At 72.1% G+C, this 25,173-nt stretch carries 24 protein-coding genes; 20 read left to right on the top strand and 4 right to left on the bottom strand.

The genetic code is table 11. The features are described from left to right. Nucleotides 1-118: 118 nt before the first annotated feature. The 4 genes from ACTMMA_RS10345 to ACTMMA_RS10330 all read left to right on the top strand — a co-directional run bounded on the left by ACTMMA_RS10345 (nt 119) and on the right by ACTMMA_RS10330 (nt 3,514). On the top strand, nt 119-892 hold the full coding sequence (locus tag ACTMMA_RS10345) for a hypothetical protein (protein WP_441190047.1): 774 nt from the start codon (nt 119-121) through the stop codon (nt 890-892). After that, nucleotides 889-2,118 carry a TIGR00725 family protein gene (locus ACTMMA_RS10340; protein WP_441190046.1) on the top strand — a complete coding sequence of 410 codons (1,230 nt, stop codon included), beginning with the start codon at nt 889-891 and terminating at the stop codon, nt 2,116-2,118. Before ACTMMA_RS10345 ends, ACTMMA_RS10340 begins: the two co-directional genes overlap by 4 nt. A gap of 71 nt (nt 2,119-2,189) precedes the next feature. Continuing rightward, nucleotides 2,190-2,531, top strand: a complete 342-nt coding sequence (locus ACTMMA_RS10335; protein ID WP_441190045.1) for a PadR family transcriptional regulator — start codon at nt 2,190-2,192, stop codon at nt 2,529-2,531. Further along, nucleotides 2,528-3,514, top strand: coding sequence for an HAAS signaling domain-containing protein (locus ACTMMA_RS10330; protein WP_441190044.1), 987 nt, complete (start codon nt 2,528-2,530; stop codon nt 3,512-3,514). The genes ACTMMA_RS10335 and ACTMMA_RS10330 overlap by 4 nt, the downstream gene beginning before the upstream one ends. Before the next feature lie 132 nt (nt 3,515-3,646). Here the strand turns inward: ACTMMA_RS10330 and ACTMMA_RS10325 are convergent, their stop codons facing one another. Next, nucleotides 3,647-6,118, bottom strand: a complete 2,472-nt coding sequence (locus tag ACTMMA_RS10325) for a DNA gyrase/topoisomerase IV subunit A (RefSeq protein WP_441190043.1) — start codon at nt 6,116-6,118, stop codon at nt 3,647-3,649. Nucleotides 6,119-6,304: 186 nt separating this feature from the next. Here ACTMMA_RS10325 and ACTMMA_RS10320 point away from each other — a divergent pair, with 186 nt between their 5' ends. The 5 genes from ACTMMA_RS10320 to ACTMMA_RS10300 are packed head-to-tail and all read left to right on the top strand — an operon-like array spanning nt 6,305 to nt 9,979. After that, nucleotides 6,305-6,637, top strand: coding sequence for a PadR family transcriptional regulator (locus ACTMMA_RS10320; protein WP_441190042.1), 333 nt, complete (start codon nt 6,305-6,307; stop codon nt 6,635-6,637). An 8-nt stretch (nt 6,638-6,645) separates the two neighbouring features. Continuing rightward, nucleotides 6,646-7,278, top strand: a complete 633-nt coding sequence (locus tag ACTMMA_RS10315; RefSeq protein ID WP_441190041.1) for an HAAS signaling domain-containing protein — start codon at nt 6,646-6,648, stop codon at nt 7,276-7,278. A 29-nt stretch (nt 7,279-7,307) separates the two neighbouring features. After that, entirely contained in the window at nt 7,308-8,045 is a 738-nt protein-coding gene (locus ACTMMA_RS10310; RefSeq protein WP_441190040.1) for a 3-hydroxybutyrate dehydrogenase, read from the top strand. A 24-nt stretch (nt 8,046-8,069) separates the two neighbouring features. After that, nucleotides 8,070-8,678, top strand: a complete 609-nt coding sequence (locus ACTMMA_RS10305) for an SHOCT domain-containing protein (RefSeq protein WP_441190039.1) — start codon at nt 8,070-8,072, stop codon at nt 8,676-8,678. Next, entirely contained in the window at nt 8,675-9,979 is a 1,305-nt protein-coding gene (locus ACTMMA_RS10300) for an MFS transporter (RefSeq protein WP_441190038.1), read from the top strand. The genes ACTMMA_RS10305 and ACTMMA_RS10300 overlap by 4 nt, the downstream gene beginning before the upstream one ends. Before the next feature lie 214 nt (nt 9,980-10,193). On the opposite strand, the gene ACTMMA_RS10295 is transcribed toward ACTMMA_RS10300, so the two are convergent. After that, complete coding sequence (locus ACTMMA_RS10295) at nt 10,194-11,486, bottom strand: amidohydrolase (RefSeq protein WP_441190037.1); 1,293 nt, start codon at nt 11,484-11,486, stop codon at nt 10,194-10,196. 26 nt (nt 11,487-11,512) lie between these two features. Between ACTMMA_RS10295 and ACTMMA_RS10290 the strand changes: the two genes are divergently transcribed. The 3 genes from ACTMMA_RS10290 (at nt 11,513) to ACTMMA_RS10280 (ending at nt 12,914) form a co-directional block, all read left to right on the top strand. Further along, on the top strand, nt 11,513-12,433 hold the full coding sequence (locus ACTMMA_RS10290) for a PfkB family carbohydrate kinase (protein WP_441190036.1): 921 nt from the start codon (nt 11,513-11,515) through the stop codon (nt 12,431-12,433). Further along, nucleotides 12,430-12,561, top strand: a complete 132-nt coding sequence (locus ACTMMA_RS10285; RefSeq protein ID WP_441190035.1) for a hypothetical protein — start codon at nt 12,430-12,432, stop codon at nt 12,559-12,561. The genes ACTMMA_RS10290 and ACTMMA_RS10285 overlap by 4 nt, the downstream gene beginning before the upstream one ends. 104 nt (nt 12,562-12,665) lie before the next feature. Continuing rightward, nucleotides 12,666-12,914, top strand: a complete 249-nt coding sequence (locus tag ACTMMA_RS10280; RefSeq protein ID WP_441190034.1) for a hypothetical protein — start codon at nt 12,666-12,668, stop codon at nt 12,912-12,914. Here ACTMMA_RS10280 and ACTMMA_RS10275 read toward each other — a convergent pair. After that, nucleotides 12,895-13,521, bottom strand: coding sequence for a nitroreductase family protein (locus tag ACTMMA_RS10275; RefSeq protein ID WP_441190033.1), 627 nt, complete (start codon nt 13,519-13,521; stop codon nt 12,895-12,897). The genes ACTMMA_RS10280 and ACTMMA_RS10275 overlap by 20 nt on opposite strands. 183 nt (nt 13,522-13,704) lie before the next feature. On the opposite strand from ACTMMA_RS10275, the gene ACTMMA_RS10270 reads away from it, so the two are divergent. The 6 genes from ACTMMA_RS10270 (at nt 13,705) to ACTMMA_RS10245 (ending at nt 21,339) form a co-directional block, all read left to right on the top strand. Further along, nucleotides 13,705-14,208 carry an RNA polymerase sigma factor gene (locus ACTMMA_RS10270; protein ID WP_441190032.1) on the top strand — a complete coding sequence of 168 codons (504 nt, stop codon included), beginning with the start codon at nt 13,705-13,707 and terminating at the stop codon, nt 14,206-14,208. After that, nucleotides 14,205-16,007, top strand: a complete 1,803-nt coding sequence (locus ACTMMA_RS10265; RefSeq protein ID WP_441190031.1) for a WD40/YVTN/BNR-like repeat-containing protein — start codon at nt 14,205-14,207, stop codon at nt 16,005-16,007. Before ACTMMA_RS10270 ends, ACTMMA_RS10265 begins: the two co-directional genes overlap by 4 nt. A 23-nt stretch (nt 16,008-16,030) precedes the next feature. Beyond that, a complete protein-coding gene (locus tag ACTMMA_RS10260) occupies nt 16,031-18,715 on the top strand; it encodes a bifunctional acetate--CoA ligase family protein/GNAT family N-acetyltransferase (protein ID WP_441190030.1) in 2,685 nt (894 codons plus the stop codon). A gap of 44 nt (nt 18,716-18,759) precedes the next feature. Then, nucleotides 18,760-19,338: a DUF5998 family protein gene (locus tag ACTMMA_RS10255; RefSeq protein ID WP_441190029.1), complete on the top strand. Its 579-nt coding sequence runs from the start codon at nt 18,760-18,762 to the stop codon at nt 19,336-19,338. Next, nucleotides 19,335-20,513, top strand: a complete 1,179-nt coding sequence (locus ACTMMA_RS10250) for an alkaline phosphatase family protein (protein WP_441190028.1) — start codon at nt 19,335-19,337, stop codon at nt 20,511-20,513. Before ACTMMA_RS10255 ends, ACTMMA_RS10250 begins: the two co-directional genes overlap by 4 nt. A gap of 118 nt (nt 20,514-20,631) precedes the next feature. Beyond that, the gene (locus ACTMMA_RS10245; RefSeq protein WP_441190027.1) at nt 20,632-21,339 is read left to right on the top strand and encodes a thymidine kinase; all 708 of its coding nucleotides are present in this window, start codon (nt 20,632-20,634) and stop codon (nt 21,337-21,339) included. 187 nt (nt 21,340-21,526) lie between these two features. On the opposite strand, the gene sepH is transcribed toward ACTMMA_RS10245, so the two are convergent. Then, nucleotides 21,527-23,146, bottom strand: a complete 1,620-nt coding sequence (gene sepH, locus ACTMMA_RS10240; RefSeq protein ID WP_441190026.1) for a septation protein SepH — start codon at nt 23,144-23,146, stop codon at nt 21,527-21,529. An 80-nt stretch (nt 23,147-23,226) separates the two neighbouring features. Between sepH and ACTMMA_RS10235 the strand changes: the two genes are divergently transcribed. Next, nucleotides 23,227-23,895, top strand: coding sequence for a trimeric intracellular cation channel family protein (locus ACTMMA_RS10235; RefSeq protein ID WP_441190025.1), 669 nt, complete (start codon nt 23,227-23,229; stop codon nt 23,893-23,895). After that, entirely contained in the window at nt 23,895-25,172 is a 1,278-nt protein-coding gene (locus tag ACTMMA_RS10230) for a ferrochelatase (RefSeq protein ID WP_441190024.1), read from the top strand. Before ACTMMA_RS10235 ends, ACTMMA_RS10230 begins: the two co-directional genes overlap by 1 nt. Nucleotide 25,173 lies beyond the last annotated feature (1 nt).

Here is a 25,173-nt window from a genome sequence, read left to right as displayed (position 1 = left end):
CACGGGTGGGCGGCGGGGCGGACGCGGGGGTGGACGTGGGGCATGTGCACCTTGCCCGCGACGCGGTCCGTGGCTCCCGACAGATGGGTCGGTACCGTTGGGTCGGAGGTGATGTCCGGTGTGGGTGCGCTACCTGATGTTCGTGGGGCTGATGCTGGTGGTCGCCCTCATCGTGCTGGGCGTGCAGGCGGCGCAGCGCCGCCTGGCTGCGGGCTCGAGCACCGAGGATGAGATCGGAGCCCGTCACTCCGAGGCCGTGACGAGCGCCCGCAAGCAGCTCAAGCGCGCCGAGCGCACGCACCGCCGGGGCATCCGCAGGGCTGAGAAGGCCTTGGCGAAGGCCGGGCAGGACCCTGCCCTGGTGTCCGTGGGGCCGGTCGCCCTGCACCCCCTCGCCATCGTCCTGCGCGGTGTCGAGCACCAGCTCAGCGCTCGGACCCGTTTCGAGGTCGAGGTCACCGGCACGGTGCAGAGCCTGGTCAAGAACGGCAACGTCGTCAGCGAGGACCACCGGGAGGTCTACCTCACCGTCACGGACCCGGCCTGGGGCGACGTGGTCAAGCTGAAGCCCGCCCAGCTCGAGGGTGCGCGCCGGCTGGTCGTGGCCGGTGAGGCCGCCGTCCGCAATCTCGACTCCGCGCGGGCGACCAGGGACGAGCGGGTCGCGCTGGCCAGGGCGGAGCTGGAGCGGGTCAGGGCCGACACGACCGCCGTGGACGCCGCCCGCCTCACCCTGGAAGACCTGGAGGGGGCACCCCCGAGGCGGCTGGACCTGCCCGGGCCACCCGAGCTGCCGACACATGACGAGGGCGGGGGCGGTCCGGGAGACGGTCCCCGCAGGATCGACGGCGACGCCGGTGACGAGGTCGACGGTCAGGACGGCGACAGGTGAGCTACGTCGGCGTGGTGGGACCGGGCCAGGGCGCGACGGCCGAGCTGGTGCAGCTGGCGGTCGAGGTGGGCCGGCTGCTGGCGCGCCAGGGCTTCGTCGTGGTCACCGGTGGCCTGGGCGGCGTCATGGCCGGCGCGGCCCGCGGGTGCTCCGAGACGGGCGGGACCAGCATCGGCCTGCTGCCCGGTGACGACCGGGCCACGGCCAACCCGCACCTGACCCTCACGATCCCGACCGGGATGGGCGAGATGCGCAACGCGCTACTGGTCCGCTCCAGCGACGCCATCATCGCCGTCGGCTCCAGCTGGGGGACCCTCAGCGAAATCGCTCTCGCCCGGCGCACCGGGGTCCCCGTGGTGCTCGTCGAGGCCGACCACCTGCTCACCCTCGAGGACGAGACGGACGGCGCGCCGAGCCTGGTCCTGGCGGATGGGCCGGAGCAGGCTGTGGAGCAGGTGTGCGCCCTGCTGCGGCCGGAGAGGTCATCTGCCCCGGCAGCAGATCCGAGCGGCTCTCGCGGGCGGATGGTCGACCCCTGGGTCCTGGGTGCCGACGGCTCGCGAGGTGGCTGGGTCGGGGCGCTGCTGCCGATCTCCGGCACGGGGGAGGTGCGGCTGGTTTCGGCGCCGGACATCCGCACGCTCGTCGACCGGGCCACCCAGCAGGCGACGCTGGCCGCGGTCGGCATCGACACCCCGATCGGGCTGCCCGAGACAGGCCCGCGCCGGGCCGACCAGCTCGCCCGCCAGCGGCTCGGGCACAAGGCCAGCTCGGTCTTCAACACCCCGGTCCGGGACGCCCTCAGCGCCGAGACCTACGCCGAGGCCCGCGCCATCAGCGTCGAGCGCACCGGTGGCACGAGCCTCAGCGCCCAGAGCTACGGCCTGCGCCGGGCCATCCTCGACGTGGACGGGTTCGTCCGCAGCGGCACCCGGCTGCGGGTGGTCGAGGTGCACCCCGAACTCTCCTTCGCCCGGATGGCCGGTGAGCCTCTGCCGACCAAGAAGCGCCAGGTCGAGGGGGCCGTCGAGCGGCTCGGCGTGCTGCGTGCCAGCGGCATCACCGTCCCCTCCTCGGTCGACCTGGAGGGCAGGGACGTCCACGACCTGCTCGACGCGGCCGCCGTGGCCTGGAGCGCGGCGAGGGTCGCGCGAGGTGAGGCGGACCGCATACCGGATCCCCCGGAGCGTTTCGGCGACGGGCTCGACGCAGCCATCTGGGTCTGACCCCGGACCGATCACGGCGATGGTGATCCCCACCTCGCCCAATAGTGTGTGTCACACTGTATAGTGTGAGCATGGGCACCGAGGACACGCTGGCGATCCACGCGCAGGAGCTGCGGCGCGGATCTGTCGTCGTGGCCGTCCTGGCGCTGCTGGGGGAGCCGAAGTATGGCTACTCCCTGCTCCAGGAGCTCGAGGCCGCCGGGATCCACGTGGACGGCAACACGCTCTACCCGCTGCTGCGCCGGCTGGAGGGCCAGGGGCTGCTCTCCAGCGAGTGGAACACCGACGAGTCCCGGCCCCGCAAGTTCTACTCCCTCACCGCCGCAGGGCTGGCGGCGCTCACCGTGCTGACGGGGGAGTGGCGCGCCCTGAGGACCTCGCTGGACCGTGTGATCAGAAAGGCATCGTCATGAGCACGCTGACCGACCGCTATATCGACGCTGTCGCCGCTCACCTGCCCGAGGGGCAGCGGGCCGACATCGCCCGGGAGCTGCGCTCCCAGATCCTGGAGGCCGTCGAGGGCCGGGCTCCGGGGGTGGATCCGGAGGCCGCTGAGCGGGAGGCGATCATGGGGCTGGGGCATCCCGCCACGCTCGCGGCCGGTTATCGAGGCACCCAGCGCTACCTGATCGGGCCGGCGTTCTACGACGCGTGGCTGGCGGTCCTCAAGATCCTCCTGGCGATCCTTCCCGTCACGGTCGCCCTGGTGATCCTGGTCCTGGGGGTGGTCGAGGGCCGGAACGCCGCCGGAATGGTCAGCGACGCGCTCTGGGGCGCAGTGGGGGCGGCCCTGCAGGTGGCCGGCTGGGTCACCCTCGGCTTCGTCATCGCCGAGCGCACCGGCGCCGACCCCGACCAGGTCTCCCACCTCGTGCCCACCCGGGACTGGACGCCCGAGCAGCTGCCGGACGGTCCCCAGGCGCGGCAGGTGGGCTGGGGCGATGCGGCCTGGATGATGGTCTTCACGGTCGTCGGCATCGCCTTGCTGTCGGCCGCCGACCGCCCGCTCCGCTTCGAGGGACGGACCTACCCACTGCTCACCGACACTGCGCTGCAGTGGCGGTGGGTGGCCGTGGCCGGGCTGGTTCTCGGAGTCGTGGCCCTCGCGGTCGTCATGGTCCGGGGGCGATGGAGCATGACTACGGCGCTCATGAACATGGCGTCCAACATCCTCGTCGGGCTGCCGATCCTGGTCCTCCTGGCCACGGGCACGCTCTTCACGCCGGAGGCCTTCGAGCTCGTCCGCCCCGAGCAGGCGCGCGACTGGCTCACCTTCAACGGGTGGATCTTCGGGGTGATCTTCGCACTGGTGCTGCTCTGGGACGTCATCGACCCCTTCCGGCTGATGCGGAAGGCTCGCCGCTCCGGCGACCAGGGCGCCGCCTCCGCCGGCTGAACGGACCAACGTCGCCCAGTGACGCCCCCGTGCCGCCAATTTTTCAGAATCGGCAGCACAGGGGCGTCACTGGGCGGAGTTCTGCTCCGGCTCACCCGGCGCTGAGCCGCGGCACCTGGGTGACGGGCGACCTCAGCCGACCGCGGCGATCGGTGCCTGCGCCGGGACTCCTGAGCCGTCCCGCTTGTCGTTGGTCTCCGGCAGGTCGACCGCGGTGCCCGAGCTGGTCGCCGCCATCGGCGGGGCCGCACCGGTCCACCCCAGGATCAGGGCGGCCTCGCCCTTGAGCAGGCGGTGGCAGCGCACGCCGCCGGTCGCCCGGCCCTTGGCGGGATAGGCCCACAGGTCGGTCACCTTGACGGTGCCGGCCTCGGTCCCGGGCAGGGCGCCCTCGGAGCCGGCCACGGTGACCACGACGTTCTCCACGCCGGTGTCGACGGCGTGGAAGCCGACGACCTTCGCCCCGGCGGCCAGCTTGATGCCGGCCATCCCACCGCCGGCCCGGCCCTGCGGCCGAACCAGCGAGGCGGAGAAGCGCAGCAGGTGGGCGTTGTCGGTGACGAAGACCAGCTCCTCCTCGCCGGTGGTCAGCTCGACAGCGCCGACGACCGTGTCGCCGTCCTTGAGCCCGATGACCTCGAAGGAGTCCTTGTTGCCCGGGTAGTCCGGGTGGACCCGCTTCACCACGCCCGCCCGCGTGCCCAGCGCCAGCCCCGGGCCCTCGCCGGTCAGGGTGCACAGCGCCAGTGCCTTCTCCCCGGGCGGCAGGTCGAGATAGGCCGACAGCGGCGCCCCGCCGGACAGCGAGGGGGAGTCGTTGGTCGGCGGCAGCGTCGGCAGCTCGATGACCGACAGCTTCAGCACCCGCCCGGCCGTGGTGACCACGCCGACCTCGCCACGGGCCGTCGCACGCACGGTGGAGAGCACGACGTCATGCTTCTTGCGCCGACCGCCGCTGCCGAGCTCGTCGTCGGTGGTGGTCCGCGCGAGCAGCCCGGTGGAGGACAGCAGCACCCAGCACGGGTCGTCCGGGACCTCGAGGGAGGCGCCGCCGCCCTTGACGGAAGCGGCGCCCGCGGCGGACTGCATACCCGCCGCCCCGTCGCTCTCCAGGAGCACCGTGCGCCGGGGGGTGCCGTGCTCCTTGGCGACCTCGGCCAGCTCGTCGGAGACCACCCGCAGCAGCAGCTGCTCATCGCCCAGGATCGCCTCCAGGGCCTCGATCTCACGGGCCAGATCGTCGCGCTCGGTCTCCAGCTCGATCCGGCTGAACTTGGTCAGGCTGCGCAGCGGGATCGCCAGGATGTCGTTGGCCTGCACCTCGGAGAGGTCGAAGACCTGCATCAACCGGGTCCGCGCCATCGCCGTGTCGTCGCTGGAGCGGATGAGCTGGATGACCTCGTCGATGTCCAGGATCGCGATGAGGCGACCCTCGACGATGTGCAGGCGCTCCTGCTTCTTGCCCAGCCGGTGCTGGGTGCGCCGCCGCACCACGTCGGTGCGGAAGTCGACGTAGACCTGCAGCAGCTCCTTCAGACCCAGCGTGCGCGGCTGCCCGTCGACGAGCGCGACGTTGTTGATCGAGAAGGACTCCTCCAGCGGGGTCAGCTTGTAGAGCTGCTCCAGCACCGCCTCTGGGTTGAAGCCGGTCTTGATCTCGATGACCAGCTGCAGGCCCTTCTTGCGGTCGGTCAGGTCGATGATGTCCGAGATGCCCTGCAGCTTCTTGGACTGCACCAGCGTCTTGACCCGCTCGCGGACCTTCTCCGGCCCCACCAGGTAGGGCAGGTCGGTCACCACGATGCCCTTCTTGCGGGCGGTGATGTTCTCGATCCGCGCCGTCGCCCGCGTCCGGAACGACCCGCGCCCCGTCTCGTAGGCCTCGCGGATGCCCTCCAGCCCCACGATCCGCCCGCCCAGCGGCAGGTCCGGGCCGGGCACGAAGCGCATCAGCGCCTCCAGATCGGCCTCAGGATTGGCGATGAGGTGGCGCGCCGCGCCGATGACCTCGACCAGGTTGTGCGGCGCCATGTTGGTCGCCATCCCGACCGCGATCCCGGAGGCGCCGTTGACCAGCAGGTTCGGGTATGCGGCAGGCAGCACCTCGGGCTGCATCAGCTGCTCGTCGTAGTTGGGGACGAAGTCGACCGTGCTCTCGTCCAGGCTGGTCGTCATCAGCAGCGCGGCCGGGGCCATCCGGGCCTCGGTGTAGCGGCTGGCCGCCGGCCCGTCGTCCAGCGAGCCGAAGTTGCCGTGCCCGTCCACCAGGGGCAGGCGCATGGTGAAGTCCTGCGCCATCCGGACCATCGCGTCGTAGATCGCGGTGTCGCCGTGCGGGTGGTACTTACCCATCACGTCACCGACCACCCGCGAGCACTTCACGTGGCCGCGGTCGGGCCGCAGCCCCATCTCGTTCATCGAGAAGAGGATCCGCCGCTGCACCGGCTTGAGCCCGTCCCGGGCGTCCGGCAGCGCGCGGGAGTAGATGACCGAGTAGGCGTACTCCAGAAACGCGCCCTCCATCTCGTCCTGGACGTCGATCTCGACGATCTTCTCCTCGACGTCGAAGAGGTCCTGCTCCTGCGGGGGCTTGCGGCGGGCCATGGTGGGGCGGGCGTGCCTTTCGGTGTCGAAGCTGCGCTGTCGTGCCTGCGGGCTGCGCCCGCACCGATTCAGGGTATGCGGTGCCCGCGCCGGTCCCGGGGAGGCTGGGGAGCGCGTGGCGGGGTGACGCACGAGACATCCCCAGATGCTTGCGGTGCAAGGTAGGCATCCAGTACCTTGTGAGACATGAGAGAGGCACCCGCGATGACGCAGCTGCGCAGGGGAGTGATCGAGCACTGCGTCCTCGCCCTGCTCGAGCACGAGGAGCGCTACGGCTACGACCTCGTCACCGAGCTCTCGGAGGCCGGCCTGCTCGCCAGCGAGGGGACGATCTACCCCCTGCTGAGCCGGCTGCGCAAGGACGGGACCGTCCAGACCTCGTGGCGCGAGTCGCCGACGGGTCCGCCCCGTCGCTACTACTCCCTGACCGACCAGGGCAGACGCGCCCTGGCCGACTTCACCCGCTCCTGGACCGACTTCAAGAACTCGGTGGACCAGATCCTCGGAAAGGACCTCTGATGATGAGCATGCTCGACCACCCACTCGTGCGTGACTACCTCGACCGGCTGCACCAGGAGGCGACCCGGCTGCCCGCCCATGAGGGGCGAGAGCTCGAGGCCAACATCCGTGAGCACTTCGCCGAGGCCCTCGGGCCGCAGGCCGACGAGGCCACCGTCCGGGACACGATCGACCGTCTCGGCGACCCGGCCGAGCTCGTCGACGCGGCGGTCGGCGCCCGCCCGGAGCCCGGCCCGGTCCCGGGCACCGACAGGCCCGACACGGGGGCGCGCGAGGCCGCCGCCATCGCGCTGCTCCTCGGTGCCGCGGTGCTCTTCATCCTCTGGCCGCTCGCGATCCCCATGTGGATCGTCGGACTGGTCATGGTCTTCACCGCCCGGCGCTGGACACCGACCCTCAAGGCATGGGCGGGGATCGTCCTGGGCGCCGCCATGCCGATCGCCATGGTCGTGGTCGGCTTCGCGGGCATGACCGCCTGGGAGCAGTGCGAGGTCACCTCCGAGGGGGTGGACACCTGCGCGGACAACGACATCACGACCGTGGGCTGGGTGATCATCGCCCTGCTCATCGCCTACCTGGTGGTCCTGGCGTGGACCGTGGTCAAGCTGGTCCGCGGGATGCGGCTCCCAGATGCACGCTGAGCCCCGCACGATGGTGTAGACCTACTTCCATGACGACACGCACAGTTCTGGTCTCCGGAGGAGCCAGCGGGATCGGGGCGGCCATCGCCCACCGCGCCGCGGCGGACGGGCACACCGTCGTGGTCGCCGACCGAGACGCCGACGCCGCCCAGAAGATGGCTGACGAGGTCGGAGGTCGGACCTGGGTCGTGGACCTCGCCGACACCGCGGCGCTGGAGGACCTCAAGCTCGAGTGCGACGTCCTGGTCAACAACGCCGGGATCCAGCGGGTCGCGCCGATCCACGAGTTCGTGCCCGACGACTTCCGGCTCATCCAGAGGCTGATGCTGGAGTCGCCCTTCCTGCTCATCCGCGCCGCGCTGCCGCACATGTACGAGCAGGGCTGGGGCCGCATCATCAACGTCTCCTCGGCGCACGGCCTGCGGGCCTCGGCCTTCAAGTCGGCCTACGTCTCGGCCAAGCACGGGATGGAGGGACTGTCCAAGGTGACGGCCCTGGAGGGCGCCCCGCACGGCGTCACCTCCAACTGCATCAACCCCGGCTACGTCCGGACCCCGCTGGTCGAGGCGCAGATCGCCGACCAGGCCAGGACCCACGGGATCCCCGAGAGCGAGGTCGTGGAGAAGATCATGCTGACCCGGTCGGCGGTCAAGCGGCTGATCGAGCCGGCCGAGATCGCCGCGCTGGCCTCCTTCCTGATGACCGACGACGCCGGGATGGTGACGGGCACCTCATACACGATGGACGGGGGCTGGACCGCCCAGTAGACCCGTGTGGGGCAGGATGGGGGCGTGCGCGTCGATCCCACCCTGGCCAGGTCCAAGCTCGCCGAGATCCGCACCTCCGCGCAACGTGAGTGCCGCGCGGGGGAGCAGGTGGTCGGGATCTTCGCGCTGTCGCGCTTCAGCGGTGACGTCGAGGTCCTCGTGCTCACCGACGCACGCGTGTTCAGCCTGAGCCCGGTCAGCAACGGCGCCCGCCACCTGGTCGAGTCGCTGGAGCTGTCCGAGCTGCAGGAGGTCTTCGTGCAGCGCAAGGGCGTGCTGCGCTACGGCACGGTCCACGCCGTGCCGCTCGAGGGTGACTCTCTGCCCCTGGGCTACCTGAACACCAAGGCCGAGACGCTGGACCTGTTCGAGGAGACGTGGGCCGCGGCCCGCGCCGGGGGCCGGATGCTCCGCCTGGAGACTCCTGGGCTGGGGCCGCTTCGCCATGGTCCCGACCCGCAGGACCACGACCCCCAGGCCGGTGGCCCGCCGGAGGTCCAGGAGGGCGACGAGCGGGTGGCTCAGGCCGACCTGCTCATCGGCCACCTGACCGAGCTGGGTCGCCTGCGCGAGGCCGGGCTGCTGACCGAGGAGGAGTTCAGCGCCGCCAAGGCGCGGGTGCTGGGGACGTGACGGGGGCCGCGACCGGGGCGCCCCACCCCTCGATGTATCGCCGCCTCCTCTGGCCCGTCCTGGCCCCCTCGGTCCTCTTCGGCGTGGCCGCCGGTGCGACCGTGCCCGTCTCGGTGCTGGCCGCGATGGACCTGGGCGCCTCGGCCTCGCTCGCCGCCCTCATCGTGGCGATCGTCGGCGCGATCTCGTTGGCCACCACCGTCCCGGCCGGCCACCTCATCGACCGCGTCGGCGACCACCGCGCGATGACCCTGGCCACCCTGGCCGCCGCCGCGCTGACCGCGGTGGTCGTGGCGTCGATGGTGTGGGGCGGGGGAGGGGCGCTGGCGCTCTTCATGGCCGCGACCTTCCTGCGCGCCCCCGCGGTCAACGTCTGGAGCCTGGCGCGGCAGGCCTATGTCGCCGAGCGCGTCCCCACCCGCGAGGTCGGGCGGGCGATGACGGCGCTGGGCGGCACGATGCGCATCGGCGCGCTTGGGGGACCGTTGCTGGGCGGGTTGCTCATGCTCGTCGCGCCGCTGTGGTCGGTCTACGTGCTGTCCACGGTATGCAGCCTCCTCGCCGTCGCGATCCTGCTCAGTCCGCGCCTCGGGGGTGAGGCGGCCGAGCAGCGCCTAGCCCGGGCGGCACCGGAGTCCCCGTCGCTGAGCGCCCCGTCGCTGAGCGCCCCACCGCTGAGCGGCCCGCCGCCCACGGGGACGGGGAACGGGTCCCGCTTCATGGGGCGTCTGGACGTGCGGTGGGACGCGGTGCTCCTGGCGGGCATCGCCATCAGCACCCTGGCCGTGGCGCGCGTCGCCCAGCCGGTGCTGATCCAGCTCTGGGGCGTGCACGTCGGTCTGACCGCCTCGCAGATCTCGCTGGCGGTCGCCATCGGTGCCGCGGTCGAGGTCGTGCTGATGTTCCCCGCCGGGCGGCTCAAGGACAGCCTGGGACGCTCGCCGATCCTCATCACCTGCCTGGTCGTCTACGGCAGCGGGTTCCTCGTGCTGCCGCTGGCGCACGGCTGGTGGGGCGTCGTCGCCGCGGTCGTGGTCATGTCGGTCGGCAACGGGCTCGGCGCCGGGATCAACATGACGATCGGTGCCGACCTGAGCCCGGCCGTGGGGCGTGCCCGCTTCCTGGGGATCTGGGCGCTGTTCTCCAGCGTGGGTGTCCTCGGCGGACCTGGCCTGGTCTCCCTGCTGCTCGTCGTCGCCTCCACCCAGGCCGCGGTCCTGGCCGTAGGTGGCCTGGCGCTCGCCGGCGCCGGCTGGATGGCCGTATGGGCCCGCCGCATCGCCCTCCCCAGCCGCCTCTAGGCGAGAGACGCGCTGTTCCGTCCCCGGGCTGAACCTGCCGTCAGCGTCAACCAGCCAGATGTCGGCCCGACCGGCCAGTTATAACCGGCCGGTCGGGCCGGTATCTGGCCGGTTGACGTGCTGGTCAAGCCCTGCGGCACCGCCGATGTCGCCAAACCTGCCCGATGGCGCCAGATCTGGCATCTGCCGAGGTTGCAGTTGGGCGGATCGCCGGTCAGCGGCCCACCCAGGCCATCGTGGCGGCGACCATCGCCCGCACGCCCGTGTCGAGCATCGGCTGCATGACGGGGGCGAAGTAGGGGGAGTGGTTGTCGGGGAAGTCGCCGGTGCGGCCCTCCGCCTCCTTCGCCGCCCACTCGACGGCGTCGAAGGCGCCGAATCCCCAGTAGCAGTAGGGCACGCCCCAGGCGTTGGGCAGCTCGGAGAAGTCCTCGCTGCCCATCTCCGGCTCGAACTCGCGGACCATCTCGGCCCCCAGCTCCTCGGTCAGCGCCTGGCGGACCCGGTCGGTGGTGGCGGGGTCGTTGTCGGTGACGGGCAGGTGGTCGAAGGTCTCGAAGCCCGGCTCCGGGGCGCCCCAGGCGGCGGCCTCGGCGCGGGCGGTCCGCTCGATGACCTCCAGGCAGTGCGCGGCCACGGCGTCGTCGTAGGTCCGCACCGTCCCTTCCAGGACCGCGTGCTCGGGGATGATGTTGGTCTTGGTGCCGGCCACGATCCGCCCGACCGTGACCACCGCCGTCGCCCGCGGCGACACCTGACGCGAGACCACGGTCTGCAGACGCATCACCAGGGAGGCCGCCATCACGACCGGGTCGATCGCGGTGTGCGGCGCCGAGCCGTGACCGCCCTTGCCGCGCAGCGTGATCCGGAAGTCGTCGCAGCTGGCCATGATCGGCCCGCCCGCCACCTGGACCGACCCCGCCGGCCCGGGCAGGACGTGCTGGCCCAGCGCGACGTCGGGGCGGGGGAGCTTGTCGACCAGGCCGTCGGCGACCATCGCCTCGGCGCCGTTGTACTGCTCCTCCGCCGGCTGGAAGACCGCGACCAGCGTCCCCGACCAGCTCTCCGGCTCGGCCAGCAGCAGACGCAGCGACCCGAGCAGGGTCGCGACGTGGGTGTCGTGCCCGCACGCGTGCATCACCGGGACCGTCTCGCCCTCACGGTTGGTCGTGCGCACCGTCGAGGCGTAGGGCAGGCCGGTGTCCTCCTCGACAGGGAGGCCGTCCATGTCGGCGCGGACGAGCACGGTCGGACCCTCGCCGTTGCGCACCACGACCCCGACCCCGGTGCCCCCGATGCCGGTCACGGTCTCGACCTCGGGGCGTGACCCCATACCCGCAGATCCCAGGCCCTCCACGAAAGCCTCCACCTCGGCAACGACCCGAGCGGCCGTCTCGTGCTCGGCCATCGACAGCTCGGGGTGGGCGTGCAGGTGGGTGTAGAGGTCCTCGAGCCAGGGACGGATCTGGTCGAGGCCGGACAGGACGCGGGAGGTAGCGGTGCTCATGGGGACATCGTGGCAGGCTGGCTCCCGTGAGCGGCAGAGTGATCCACACCGGGCAGGCCCTGGTCGACGTCGTCCTCGAGGTCCCCGGCCTCCCGGTGCGAGGGGGCAACGTCAACGCCTCGAGCTACCGGCGCTACGCCGGGGGAGCGGTGAGCATCCTCCTCGCGGCCGCCCGGACCGGTGCCGAGGCGCTGCACGCCGGTGCCCACGGTGACGGACCCAACGGCGAGCTCATCCGCCGCGCGCTGGCCGACGAGGGCGTGGTCGTGACGGCGCCGCCCGTCGAGGGTCAGGACACCGGCATCTGCGTCGTGCTCGTCGAGCCCAGCGCCGAGCGGACGTTCGTGACGACCTACGGCGCCGAGCGGCAGATCAGCGTCGGGTCCCTGCAGACCAGCGCCCCGCGGGCGGGCGACCTGGTGTGCGTGACGGGCTACAGCCTCTACCCGCCCACCCGTGATCCCCTGCTGGCCTGGCTCGAGGGCCTGGAGGAGGGCGTCGACGTCGTGCTCGACCCCGGCGCCGCGCTCGCCGACATGCCGACCGACCTCGCCGGACGGATCCTCGCGCTCACCGACGTGTGGACCTCCAACGCCCAGGAGGCCCGCGAGCTGACCGGCGTCGAGGACGTCGAGGCCTCCTGCGCCGCGGTGGTCGAGCGGCTGCCCGAGGATGCCGTGGTGATCGTTCGCGACGGGCCCGAGGGCTGCTTCGTCCGGGTGGACGGCTCGACGACCTACGTCCCCGGCTTCCCCCGGACGCCGGTCGACACCAACGGGGCGGGCGATGCCCACACGGGGGTGCTGTGCGCCGAGCGTGCGCTCGACACCCCCTGGCTGGAGGCGGCGCGCCGCGCCAACGCCGCGGGGGCGATCAAGGTCACCCGTCGTGGTCCCGCGACGGCGCCGACGCGGGCCGAGGTGGATTCCTTCCTCTCCTTGGTATGAGGAAGCTCACCCCTGCGCGAAGCTCACCACGGGAGCAGCTCACCACCGCCCAGCTCACCACCGCACAGCTCACCACCGCACAGCTCACCCCCGCACAGCTCACCCCCGTGAAGGTCACGTTCCGGTAACGGTTGACCGGGAGGCACAACCAAACCACCCCCTCCGGACATCTATGGGTGTGAGGACGGCGCGCAGGGGGCGTCGTCCCCCACCTCACGGAAGGGGTATCGGCATGACCACCGCAGAGAGCGTCCGACCGCAGCACCGCAGGAACGATTCGATCGCCGCCCAGCTGGCCCATCCGTTCGACCACAGTCCCGAGATCCTGCTCGCGCTCGCCGCGCTGCTCATCGTCGTGGCCGGCCCCGTCATGAAGGCTTTCGCGCCCGACGGTGTGCTCATGAGCGCGGCGTCGGTCCTGGTGCTCGGGGTCGGTGTGGTGCTGGCCGTCGGGGCGGCCGTCAGGATGGTGCGTTCCTGACCCACGGGGTCCCGAACCGCCCCTCGTGGGCCACCTCCTCCACCGGGCGACGCCCGCGCCTCAGCGAGGGGGAGCGCCGGTCGGGCGCCGGGTAGCCCATCGCGACCACGCCGACGAAGCGCCGACCGTCCGGGATGCCGAAGGCCTCACGGACGGTCCCGTGGTGCTCGACCGGGACGCCGAAGAACAGCGCGCCCAGGCCCTCGTCCACGGCGGTGAGCAGCATCAGCAGCGCGGCCATGCCCGTGTCCACGTCCCAGAAGGGGACCGGCCAGCGGCTCTCGTCCCGGTCGGTCCAGCCCTTGTCCGACTCGGCATAACGGTCGAGATAGGTGTCGGGATCGGACAGGCACACGATGAGCACGGGGGCCGTCATGAGCCCCCGGAGCCATGAGTCCGGGTCGCCCCCGTCGGTCGTGCTCGTCCAGAACAGCTCCCGGTCGGCAGGCTCACGCAGCACGAGGAAGTCCCAGCCCTGGGAGAAGCCCGCGCTGGGCGCGCGGATCGCGTGCCGCAGCGCGGTGTCCACCAGCTCGTCCGGCACCGGCCGGCCCGGGTCGTAGGCCCGCACCATCCGGCGCTTGCGCACCACGTCCTTGAACTCCATGACAAAGATCCTGGCACGCCCCCAACCGCCGTGGCTCCTGCGGCGTCTCAGAAGGTGCAGACCCCTGTCGGTCGTGCACCTAGCCGGGTCAGATCCGGTGCTCGCTGCCTCGCGAGTCGCGTGCACGGGCTGTGGGCGGTGTGTGAAGGTAGGCGTCAGGGCGGTCAACCAGGAGGGACTTCGATGGTTCCACCAGTCGTCACGGCGCACGACGGTGTGAGGGAGCTGTACATGGCCCACTTCGGCATGCTCGCAGGCTGGGCGAGTCACCTGGTCGACGACCGGGACCTCGGGCACGACTTCGCCACGGAGGCGTTCGTCCGCCTGGTGCAGAAGTTCGACGACGTGCAAGAGCCCCGGGCCTGGCTCTACGCCACCACCGGCAATCTCGTCCGCGACCACTGGCGCAAGCGGGGCCGTGAGGCGTCCGCCTACCAGCGCTACCAGGACGGTGTCGTCGACCCCGACGTGGCCACGCCCGGCGCCGACCTGGCGCAGGTGCTGAGCGTGCGCGACGCCGTCGAGTCCCTCCCGGAGCGGCAGCGGATGGCCGTGCTGCTCCACTACTTCGCCGACCTGACCGTGGGTCAGGTCGCGCGAGAGCTCGGCCGTGCGGAGGGGACGGTCAAGCGTGATCTGTTCGATGCGCGGGCCCGGCTCGCGCGACTGCTGGAGAGTGCACGATGAGCACCGGCGACTACCCCCCTCAGGGCCCCCGCGACCCCCGCCACCGTGACTGGCGCGACCGCTGGGACGAATCGGGCGACTCCCCGGACGAGGGATTCGACCACGATGGCTTCCGGGACGACGGCGGAGGGTATGCGGACGCGACCGAGCGTCTGTCCGTCACCGGCGACTCCGGTGACCGCGACTACCGCGACGACTACCGCGACGACTACCGCGACGCGTACGGCGACGACCACGGCGATGGCCATAGCGACGGACATGGCGGCGACGGCCACCGCGGCTACGGCGGAGAGCTCGACGAGGGCGGACCAGACATCGTCCGCGACTTCTTCGAGGCCCACCGGGCCCAGATCCGCGAGCACCAGGCCGACGACCTGACCTGGCAGCACATCCGTCGCCAGGCACGGGGCGGCGGCAGCTCACGCCGTCCGGCCTGGCTGGCCGGAGCCGCCGCGGCGGCCGGCATCGGCGTGATCGCGCTCGTGCTCTCCCAGGCCTTCAAGGGCGGCGACGAGCCGCCCTCGCCCGCGCCGCCGAGCGTCTCCATCTCCGACGACGCGCCGTCGACCGGGCCGCAGGAGACGGAGGAGCCCTCCGACGACGGGACGACCGGGCCGACCACGGAGGAGCCCACCGACGACGGTGGCACCGCCCCGGCTCCCACGACGGAGGAGCCGACCACGGACGCGGCGGCACCCGGCACCACCGACGCGGGCGAGGAGACCACGGGTGGTCCCGAGACACCCGGGGACGAGCCCACCGACACCGAGGACCCTCAACCGCCGGCGGTCGACGGTGGCTGGGCCTACCCGGCGATGGGCCTGGGCAACAGCCTGGCCAGCATCCGCACCCAGCTCTGCGACGACGGCTCCGGGGCCATGTGCACGATGCTCTACCTCAGCGAGGACGGGGGCGAGACCTGGGGCGAGCCCGTCGGGCTCGACGCCGAGGGCATCAGCAACGTGGACCGCACCGAGGACGTCCTCTGGGGCTGGGGCGAGGGTGGCCTGAAGCGCTCCGACGACCTCGGCGCCACGTGGACAGAGGTGCCGCACCGCGGCGAGCAGGTGCTCAGGGTCAACATCTGGCCCGACGAGATGATGGTGCTCACCGGAGACTGCCGGGAAAGGTCGTGCACGGACGTCGAGCTGGCCATCCTCGACCCGCAGACCGAGGACGCCACCGAGGGCGAGGCGACGACGCTCGGCGACATGATGACCATCCCCGACGGGATCCGTCGGACCGAGTCGGCGGTCTACCTCACGGTGCCGGGCCAGGTGCCGGAGGACGGCATGCTCTGGCGTGTCCCCGTCGACGGCGGCGAGGCGACGAGCATGCGGCCCGCCGCGCAGTGCTCCGGTGGCCCCCTGGCCTGGGCGGACGTCACCGGTGTCCCGCGCAGCGAGGACGACCTGATCATGGCCTGCCAGGCCTACGGCCCGGAGGGGGCCCCGACCGACGTGGAGCTGCTCCGCTCCGAGGACGGCGGAGCGACCTGGGAGCCGCTGGGCACCCCGCCCGTGCCGGCCCCGGGCATGTGCGGACTGGCCTCCGGCAACGGCGAGGACATCATCCTGGCCGCGCAGGACGGCGTCTGGGTCAGCCACGACGCGGGTGACACCTTCCGCCAGACCCTGGAGCACCCGCGCTCGACCGAGTGCCGGCTGTCGTCCCCCGTCTTCGGCTCGGGGACGACCTACCTGGCCAGGGCCGCGTCCGGGACGGGCGACGGCAACCCGGCCGCCTACTACCGGAGCACCGACGCGGGTGACACCTGGCACTACGTCATCGTGGACTGACCCCGTGGTGGGATAGTGGAGGCATGACGGACCAGGCGCAGCAGCCAGCCGGAGGAGCCTCCGAGTTCCCCCCTGGATACCCGCAGGAGTGGGAGGCTGACGTCGTCCTGTCGGACGGCATGGTCGGGCACGTGCGCCCGATCCGCCCCGACGACGTCGACGCCATCCACGAGTTCCACGCGGGGCAGTCCGAGGAGTCCATCTACCTGCGCTTCTTCGCGCCGATCAAGCGTCTCTCCGACAAGGACGTGCACCGGTTCACCCACGTCGACTACGTCGACCGGGTCGCCCTGGTGATGATGATCAACGGCAAGCTGGCGGGCGTCGGGCGCTACGACCGTCTCGAGTCCGGCGGCTCGGTCGCCGAGGTCGCCTTCAACGTCTCCGACCACCACCAGGGCCGCGGCATCGGGTCGGTCCTGCTCGAGCACCTGGCCGACATCGGCCGCGAGGCCGGCGTCAAGAAGTTCGTCGCCGACGTCCTCCCGCAGAACCGCAAGATGATCGGGGTCTTCAAGGACGCGGGCTACGACGTCGCCCACGAGTTCGACGACGGCGTCATCGCGGTCTCCTTCGAGATCGAGCCGACCGACGCCTCCCGCGCGGTGCGGATGTCCCGCGAGCACCGCTCCGAGGCCCGCTCGGTGCGCGCCGTCCTCCACCCGCGGCGCGTGGCGGTGATCGGCGCCAGCCGGCGGGAGGACACCGTCGGTCGGGCCTTCTTCGACGACATCGTCGCCGGCGGTTTCACCGGCGAGGTGTATGCGGTGAACAACCGCGCCCCGGCCGGCACCATGATCGGTGGTCACCCCAGCCTCGTCTCGGTCAAGGACGTCGAGGGCGGGATCGACCTGGCCGTCATCGCCGTCCCGGCGGCCGACGTGCTGGCCACGATCGACGAGTGCGCCGACGCCGGCGCGCGCGCCGTGATCGTCGCCTCCGAGGGCTTCGCCGAGGCCGGCAGGGAGGGCGTGCGCCTGCAGAAGCGCCTCCTGACCCGGGCGCGCCGGCACGGCATGCGCGTCCTGGGGCCCAACAGCTTCGGCCTGATCAACAACGACCCCGAGGTGCGGCTCAACGCCTCGATCGCCGCGCCCGAGCACGTCCCGCCCGCCGGCGGACTGGGCCTGTTCGCCCAGTCCGGCGCGCTCGGCATCGCGGTGCTGGCCTCGGCCACCCGCCGCGGCCTGGGCATCTCCTCCTTCGCCTCGGCCGGCAACCGCGTCGACATCTCCGGCAACGACCTGATGCAGTATTGGCTCGACGACGAGAAGACCACCGCCGTCGGCCTCTACCTGGAGTCGATGGGTAACCCCCGCAAGTTCTCCCGCATCGCCCGCAAGCTGGCCTCGATCAAGCCGGTCGTGGTCATCAAGTCTGGCTACAGCGGCGAGGAGCTGCCCGCCGGGCACCGGGTCCGGCTCACCCAGGAGCGGCCCGAGGCCTTCGACCAGATGTTGCGCCAGTCCGGAGTCATCCGGGCCGACAACACCCACCAGATGTTCGACGTGGCCCAGCTGGTCCTCAGCCAGCCGCTGCCGGAGGGTCGCCGGGTCGGGATCGTGACCAACAGCGACGCCCTCGGCTCCCTGGCCGCCGCCGCGGCCCGGTCCCGCAAGCTGGAGATCGCGCACGGCCCGGTCGCCGTGCACGCCGAGGCCCAGGTCGACGCCTTCCGTGGCGTCGTGGAGGCGGCGCTGGCCGACGAGAAGGTCGACGCCCTCATAGCCTGCTTCATCCCGCCCGTGGCCCACATCGACCCCGAGGTCGTCGAGGCCGTCGGCCAGGCCGTCGCGGCCAGCGGCAAGCCGTGCGTCGCGACCTTCCTGGGCATGCGCGGGGTCACCCCCGGCTCGGGCGTCCCCACCTATCCCACACCCGAGGACGCCGTCCGCGCCCTGGCCGCAGCGACCAACTACGCCGACTGGCTGCGCACCGACCACGGCGAGCGGGTCCGCCCCGAGGGGATCAACCGGCGCACGGTCCACGACATCATCGAGTCCGCCCTGGCCCGCTCGCCCAAGGGGGTCGACCTGACCCTCGAGGAGACCTCTGCGCTCCTGGAGGCCTACGGCATATCCCTGTGGCCCGTGATCCCGCTGGGCTCCGACGAGGAGGCGGTCGAGGCCTACAAGGAGGTCAAGGGCACCGTCGTGCTCAAGGCGACCTCGCCCTTGCTGCAGCACCAGCCGGGGCAGGGCTGGATCCGGACCGGGCTGCGCCACCCCAAGGCGGTCGGCGCGGCCTACCGGGACCTCGATGCGGTCCTGAGCCCGATGGGCGCCGATGGGATCGCGATGCAGAAGATGGCTCCCGCCGGCGTCGCCGTGGAGATCACCTCGGCCGAGGACCCGCTGTTCGGCCCGGTCATCTCCTTCGGCGTGGCCGGGGTGCCGGTCGACCTGTTGGGGGACGTCGCCCACCGCTTCCCACCGCTGACGGACGTGGACATCACCGACATGGTCGGTTCGATCAAGGCCGCGCCGATGCTGGACGGATACCGCGGCGCGATGCCGGTCGACCAGGCGGCGCTGCACGACTTGATCGCGCGCGTCTCCGTGCTGGCCGACGACCACCCCGAGCTGGCCAGCGTCCGCCTCAACCCGGTCATGGCCCACCAGGACGGCATCGAGGTGCTGGGCGCGGCGATCCGGGTGGCGCCGGCGCCGACCCGCACCGACGCCGAGCGTCGGGCGATGGTCTCCTGACCCGGCGCTGACGCGTCCCGTGCCCCAGGTGGCACCATGGGTCCATGGTCCGTCGTCTGAGGTCGCCCCTTCCTGACTCGCTCGTCGCCGACATCGAGAGCGCCGGCTACCTCCCGGCCGTCGTCCACGACGTCGTCCTGACCGCGGTCGGCCGGGACCAGGTCGTCAGCCACCTCGTGCACGCCGAGACCACCTTCGACGAGCTCGCGGTCCGCAACCACCTCACCGTGCTGGTCCTCACCGACCGGCGCCTCGTGATCGCCCACGCCGACGACCACGAGGGTCCCGAGCACCAGCGGCTGGCCACCGCGACGAGCGAGACCGTGCCGCTGCGGCAGGTCCGCGGCGTCATGCTCACCCATGTGGTGCCGGACCCGGAGAACTACGACGGCAGCCTGGAGGGGCGCGCCGTCACCCTGACCCTGGGCTGGGGCGCGGTCGCCCGCGTCGACCTGATCCCGGCCGGGTGCGAGGACCCCGAGTGCGAGGGTGACCACGGCTATGAGGGCACCGTGGCCGGTGACGACATCTCCGTGCGCGTATCCGCCGGCGCCGACGGGGTCCAGCGGCTGGAGCAGGCGCTGACCTTCGCCCAGGAGCTCTCGGCCCGCCTCGGTCGATGAGCCGCGAGTCCCACCAGGTCGAGGCGGGGCGCGCCGCATACCAGCCCCCCGCGCCCGGCACGGGCCTGTCCTCCGTGGTGCCGGCAGCCCTGCTCGCCCTGGGTGGCCACCTCCCCGACGGCGTCGCGAGCCCGCTCTGGCAGCTGCCGGAGACCCGTCGGGTCGTGATCCTGCTCGTCGACGGCCTGGGGTCGCGCCAGCTGGCCCGCCGCAGCGGCCACGCGCCGTTCCTGCGCACGATGCGCCCCGCGGACGAGGACGCCCGGTGCGGCTTCCCCTCGACGACCGCGACCAGCCTGACCAGCCTCGGCACCGGACGCCTCTGCGGCGACCACGGTGTCATCGGCTGGCAGACCGGGCTCGACGGCGGGCAGCGTCTGTTCAACCACCTGGCCTGGAGGCAGGGACCGACGCCGGAGGACTACCAGCCCCACCGCACCCTCTTCCAGGAGGCCGGCCGGCTCGACATCACGATGACGACGGTCTCCCGCGGGCTCTTCGACGGCTCCGGCTTCACCCGGGCGGCGTTGCGCGGCGGGGGATACCGGCACGCGGAGACGGTCGACGAACGTCGCGACGGCGTGCTCGCTGCCCTCGCCGGGGCCGGGCGCAAGGGGCGCGCGCTGGTCTACTCCTACTGGGACGAGGTCGACAAGACGGGTCATGTCCATGGGCCCGACGGTCTGGAGTGGGGCGAGGCGGTCGAGGCTCTGGACCGGTATGCGGCTTCCCTCGCCGACACCGTGCCCGAGGGCACCGTCATCGTGCTCACCTCGGACCACGGCATGATCGAGGCGCCCCATCACCGGCGCCGCGATCTCGCGATCGACGACGTGCTGGGGCACGGCGTGCGCCTGCTGGCGGGGGAGCCGCGCGCTCCTCAGGTGTGGTGCGAGCCGGGTGCGGTCGAGGACGTCGCGGCCTGCTGGCGGGAGGAGCTGGGGGAGGACGCGATCGTGCTCCGGCGTGAGGAGGCCTTCGAGGCCGGCTGGTTCGGTCCGGTCGTGCGCGACGGGGTGCAGCGGCGCGTGGGGGACCTGGTCGTCGCCATGCTCTCCGACGCCACCGTGCTCGACTCCACCCTGCTGAGGCCGGAGGTCCTCCGGCTGCGGGGGCACCACGGGTCGATCACCGACGCCGAGACGGCGATCCCGCTGCTGGTGCACCAGGCATGAGCGGGGAGGGGGCCGCAGGGTCGCGATCGGGCCCTGTGACTCAGTGACTGTCGGAGTCACCTGCTCCCTGTCCGGTCCGGCCGGGCCTGGCGTGAAGGGCCGTGCGTAAACTGCCCCGGTGGCCGAACTCGTCTTCTTCACCGGGACCATGGACTGCGGTAAGTCGACCCTGGCGCTGCAGATGGACCACACGCACGCGACCCGGGGGCGGGCCGGGCTGCTGTTCACCAAGCACGACCGCTCCGGCGAGGCGGTGCTCTCATCCCGGCTCGGGCTGACCAAGCCGGCGCTCGAGGTCACCGACGATCTGGACTTCTGGGACCTGGTGGTGGAGCAGCGCACGAACGGCCGGCGGATCGACTACCTGATCTGCGACGAGGCCCAGTTCTACACCCCCGACCAGGTGGAGCAGCTGGCCCGGCTGGTGGACGAGATGGCCATCGACGTCTTCGCCTTCGGCATCACCGCGGACTTCCGCACCCAGCTCTTCCCGGGCTCGCAGCGGCTCATCGAGCTCGCCGACCGCACCCAGCAGCTGCAGGTGCAGGCGTTGTGCTGGTGCGGCAAGCACGCCACCGTCAACGCCCGCGTGGTCGACGGGGTCATGGTCGTCGAGGGTGAGCAGGTCGTGGTCGGCGACGTGGCGGCGGACGGTGACGACGCGGAGGCCGCGCCCACGGTGGAGTACGAGATGCTCTGCCGACGCCACTACATGCGTCGGATGAACGCCTCTGCCGCACGAGCCCAGTCGATGTCGCCGGACGTGCTGCCCTTCGACCTGGACCTGTGCCCCTTGCCCGCCGCGCCGGAGCAGCGCACCGACTGAGCCTTCCCCTCGGCCTGCCCGCAGCCTGCCCTCGGCCTGGCCCCCGGCCTGCCCCCCCGGCCTGGCCCCCGGCCTGCCCTCGGCCTAAATCGCGGTCCCGGATGGCCATGTCGCGGCCCCTACGGGTTTGCTCGCTCCTGGCGAGCAAACCCGTAGGGGCTGAAAGAGGCCACCTGATCCCTGGGAGCTAGCGCTTCTTGCCGCCCGAGCCGAACATGATGTCGTCCCAGCTCGGCACGCTCGGCCGGCCAGAGCGTCGTGAGGGCTGGGTCTGGGGCTTGGCGGGCTCATCCGCCGGCTCCTGCCCGTCCTTCACCTCGTCCTGGTCCTCGACCTCGTCGTGGTGCTCGTCCTCGTCCTCAGCGCCGTCGTGCGCCCCATCATCCGCAGGGTGGTCGGCCTCCGAGGTGGCGTCTGACATGGCGTCCGACTCGTGCTGCGCCACGGCGTCGTCCTCGGCGGCGAGGCCGGTCGCCTCCTCGAGCTCGCCGTCGGCGAGGTCGTCGCCCTCGTCCGCCAGCTCATCGTCGAGCTCGTCCTGAAGAACGTCCTCGCCCTCGTCCTCGTCGTCATAGTCCTCGTCGGTGCCGAAGAACTCGTCGAAGCTGACCTCATAAGGGTCGTGACGGGTCCGGGCGTAGACGCCCTCGACCGACTCCTCCGGCTCCTCCACGTCCTCGAGCGCCCCGTCGACGTCGAGCTCGTCCTCGGGATCCGGGTGCACGGGGGTCGGGGACTCGGCGGAGGATCCGCGCGGGTGCGCCGCCGGGGGCGTGCCCATCGTGGCCTCGTCCATGGCAAGGTCCTCCAGCGGGAGGACCTCATCGACCATGCCGCCGCCTCCGGCACCGGTCTTGGCACCGCGGCCCGGACGGGAGCGCTTCGACGGCCGGCGTCCCTTGGCCTTGCCACCCTCGGTCTTGCCACCCTTGGTCTCGCCATCCTTGGTCTCGCCACCCTCGGTCTGGCCCGGCCCGGCCTGCCACACAGCCTGTGCAGGCTCAGCAGCAGCATGCTCCTCTGCGGCCTTCGCGTCGCTGGCCTGCGTCGAGTCGTCGCCAACCCGCTCGTCGCTGGTCTCCTCGCCCTGCTCCGGCCCGTCGGACGGCGCAGCCTTGCCCGTCGATCGACGGGAGCGCCGCTGGCGTCGGGCCCGCATCGTGGCCATGAGGTCGTTGCTCTCGTCCTCGGCCGTGCTGGTGCCCAGGAGGGGGTGCCCGGCCAGGCCGCCGGGGAGGGCCTGCTCGTCCTCGCTCAGCCAGCGCGCCTCGTCGTCGAGGGCGTCGATGGAGCGGTCGACGACGTCGTAGTGCCAGGCGGCCCGACGCTCGCGCCCACCGGCCTCAAAGATCACCAGCACGGTCCACGGTCCGTGCGCCTCGCTGCGGGCGGCGTCCCAGGAGATGTCGGAGGGGTTCACCCCGCGGGACTGCAGACGCTCCCGGACCCGACGGTCCAGCGTGTGCGAGCCGTCGGTGCGCCCGTGGGCCCGCACCGCGGCAGCCTTGGCCAGACCCACCACGTGCTCGCGCTCGGCCAGCACCGGCCCCTCGAAGCGCTGCACCCGCACCAGCTCCCAGCCAGTCGCGGTCGCCACCTCCTGCGCGCTCTGGCCGGCCCGGATCATCGCCTGCACCTCGCGCGGCGTGGCCGAAGCCTGCGCGCGCTCAGGGTCGGAGCCGACCCGTCGTGGGCGGAGCGCGGCCCGGATGCGGTCGTCGACGGGCAGGGCGAACCTGGTGCCCGACTCGTCCTCCAAGACCAGGCGACCCTGTTCGTCGAGCTCGGTGAAACGCAGCTGCTGCATGCTTCCCAACTCTGCCATCACCACAGGCCCGTCGCGGGCAGGCCACGCCGCCCAGGACCGGCGGATACGCTGTGCCCGCCATGTCCGACGCCTCCGACAACGTGCTGCTGGTCCTCGACCTGGTGGGCATCTTCGCCTTCGCCATCTCCGGGGGCCTCGTCGGCGTGCGCGCCCGCCTGGACCTCTTCGGCATCGCGGTCCTGGCCTGGATCACGGGGCTGGGCGGCGGGATGATCCGCGACGTCTTCCTCGGCGACGTGCCCCCGGTGGGCATCACCAACCCCTGGTACATCACCAGCGTCCTGCTCGCCGGGGTCGTCGTGGTGACCTTCCAGCCGACCCTGGCCAACCTGCGCCGCCGCAACCCGGACCTGCGCCTGGGTCTGATCTCCCAGTCGGTCAAGTACCTCGACGCCGTCGGCCTGGCGGTCTTCTCGGTCTCCGGGGCGATGAAGGCGCTTTCCCTCGACGCCCCGCCGTTGGCCGCGATCCTCGTCGGCGGCATCACCGCGGTCGGCGGGGGAGCGCTGCGCGACGTCCTCGCCCGCCAGGTCCCCGAGGTCCTGCGGCGCGAGGTCTATGCGGTGCCCGCCCTCCTGGGCGCCACGGCCGTCGTCGTGGCCGACTCCTTCGACGTCCTCACCGTCCCGGTGATGTGGCTGATCGTCGGCCTCGTGCTGATCATCCGCGTCGCTGCCATCATCTTCGACCTGCAGATCCCGACCGCCCCCACCCAAGGAGCACGCTGATGACCCAGCCCGTCGCCGACCCCTCCGACCCGGCCGAGCCTGGCGCAGAGCCCACCACCGCCCCCGACGCAGGGCCCACCACCGCGCCCGGCGCGGAGCCCACCCCCGCCGACCCCACCACGATCGAGGAGGACGAGACCCTGGCCGTGCTGGAGGAGACGCTCGTCGAGAGCCGGGACACGGGGCTGGAGCCCTACCAGGCCATCGTCCTGGTCTCCTTCGGCGGCCCTGAGGCGCCCGAGGAGGTCATGCCCTTCCTCCGCCGCGTCACCGCGGGCCGCGGCATCCCCGACGAGCGCCTCGCCGAGGTGGCCGAGCACTACCTGCACTTCGGCGGCAAGAGCCCGATCAACGACCAGAACCGCGCGCTCATCGCCGCCCTCAACGCCGAGCTGGAGCGTCGGGAGATCTCGATGCCAGTGCTCTTCGGCAACCGCAACTCCGAGCCCTTCCTGACCGACACCCTGCGCCAGGCGCACGACGAGGGGATGACGCGCATCCTCGCCGTGACCACCAGCGCCTACTCCAGCTACTCCTCCTGCCGGCAGTACCGCGAGGACATCGCCACCTCCCTCCAGGAGCTGGCCGACGAGGGCCGCACGGTCTTCGTCGACAAGATCCGCCAGTACTGGAACCACCCCGGCTTCTCGGGCACCAACACCCGGATCGTGACCGAGGGCGCCCGGCAGCTGATGGATCGAACGGGCGCGGCCCCATACCTGGTCTTCGTCACCCACTCTCTCCCCGACGCCATGGACGACACCTCCGGCCCCGGCGACGACGAGGGCAACCTCTACTCGGCGCAGCACCAGGAGCTGGCCGCCGCGATCACCGCCGAGGCCTCCCGGACCCTGGGCGTGGAGCTCGAGCACGACCTGACCTACTGCTCGCGCTCCGGCCCGCCGAGCCAGCCGTGGCTGGAGCCGGACGTCAACGACCACCTCGCCGTGCTCAAGGAGCGCGGTGTCGAGCACGTCCTCCTGGCCCCGATCGGCTTCGTGTCCGACCACATGGAGGTCGTCTTCGACCTGGACACCGAGGCCGTCGAGACCGCCCAGGAGCTCGGGATCGACCTGCTGCGCGTGCCCACCGTCGGCACCGACCTGGAGTTCGTCGCCGGGCTGGTCGACCTCGTCCTGGAGCGGGCGGCGCAGGCCCGCGGGGCAGACGTGGCCATGCCCACCTGGCCCGGCCAGGACCCGCGTCCGGCGGTCTGCCTCCCGGGGTGCTGCCCCAACCTGCGGGTGGACAGGCCGGCGGCCTGCGGGAGCGACTGAC

It is taken from the genome of Ornithinimicrobium panacihumi, assembly GCF_052073805.1.
Classification (GTDB): Bacteria; Actinomycetota; Actinomycetes; order Actinomycetales; family Dermatophilaceae; genus Ornithinicoccus; species Ornithinicoccus panacihumi.
The sequence above is the reverse complement of the archived record's forward strand: the minus strand, read 5'-3'. Positions and strand labels throughout refer to the sequence as shown.

Coding starts and splice junctions, on each gene's coding strand:
- ACTMMA_RS10335 (WP_441190045.1), top strand. CDS start 2,190: ATGGGCACCGAGGACACGCTGGCGATCCACGCGCAGGAGCTGCGGCGC.
- ACTMMA_RS10330 (WP_441190044.1), top strand. CDS start 2,528: ATGAGCACGCTGACCGACCGCTATATCGACGCTGTCGCCGCTCACCTG.
- ACTMMA_RS10325 (WP_441190043.1), bottom strand. CDS start 6,118: ATGGCCCGCCGCAAGCCCCCGCAGGAGCAGGACCTCTTCGACGTCGAG.
- ACTMMA_RS10320 (WP_441190042.1), top strand. CDS start 6,305: ATGAGAGAGGCACCCGCGATGACGCAGCTGCGCAGGGGAGTGATCGAG.
- ACTMMA_RS10315 (WP_441190041.1), top strand. CDS start 6,646: ATGCTCGACCACCCACTCGTGCGTGACTACCTCGACCGGCTGCACCAG.
- ACTMMA_RS10310 (WP_441190040.1), top strand. CDS start 7,308: ATGACGACACGCACAGTTCTGGTCTCCGGAGGAGCCAGCGGGATCGGG.
- ACTMMA_RS10295 (WP_441190037.1), bottom strand. CDS start 11,486: ATGAGCACCGCTACCTCCCGCGTCCTGTCCGGCCTCGACCAGATCCGT.
- ACTMMA_RS10285 (WP_441190035.1), top strand. CDS start 12,430: ATGAGGAAGCTCACCCCTGCGCGAAGCTCACCACGGGAGCAGCTCACC.
- ACTMMA_RS10280 (WP_441190034.1), top strand. CDS start 12,666: ATGACCACCGCAGAGAGCGTCCGACCGCAGCACCGCAGGAACGATTCG.
- ACTMMA_RS10275 (WP_441190033.1), bottom strand. CDS start 13,521: ATGGAGTTCAAGGACGTGGTGCGCAAGCGCCGGATGGTGCGGGCCTAC.
- ACTMMA_RS10270 (WP_441190032.1), top strand. CDS start 13,705: ATGGTTCCACCAGTCGTCACGGCGCACGACGGTGTGAGGGAGCTGTAC.
- ACTMMA_RS10265 (WP_441190031.1), top strand. CDS start 14,205: ATGAGCACCGGCGACTACCCCCCTCAGGGCCCCCGCGACCCCCGCCAC.
- ACTMMA_RS10260 (WP_441190030.1), top strand. CDS start 16,031: ATGACGGACCAGGCGCAGCAGCCAGCCGGAGGAGCCTCCGAGTTCCCC.
- ACTMMA_RS10255 (WP_441190029.1), top strand. CDS start 18,760: ATGGTCCGTCGTCTGAGGTCGCCCCTTCCTGACTCGCTCGTCGCCGAC.
- ACTMMA_RS10250 (WP_441190028.1), top strand. CDS start 19,335: ATGAGCCGCGAGTCCCACCAGGTCGAGGCGGGGCGCGCCGCATACCAG.
- sepH (WP_441190026.1), bottom strand. CDS start 23,146: ATGCAGCAGCTGCGTTTCACCGAGCTCGACGAACAGGGTCGCCTGGTC.
- ACTMMA_RS10235 (WP_441190025.1), top strand. CDS start 23,227: ATGTCCGACGCCTCCGACAACGTGCTGCTGGTCCTCGACCTGGTGGGC.
- ACTMMA_RS10230 (WP_441190024.1), top strand. CDS start 23,895: ATGACCCAGCCCGTCGCCGACCCCTCCGACCCGGCCGAGCCTGGCGCA.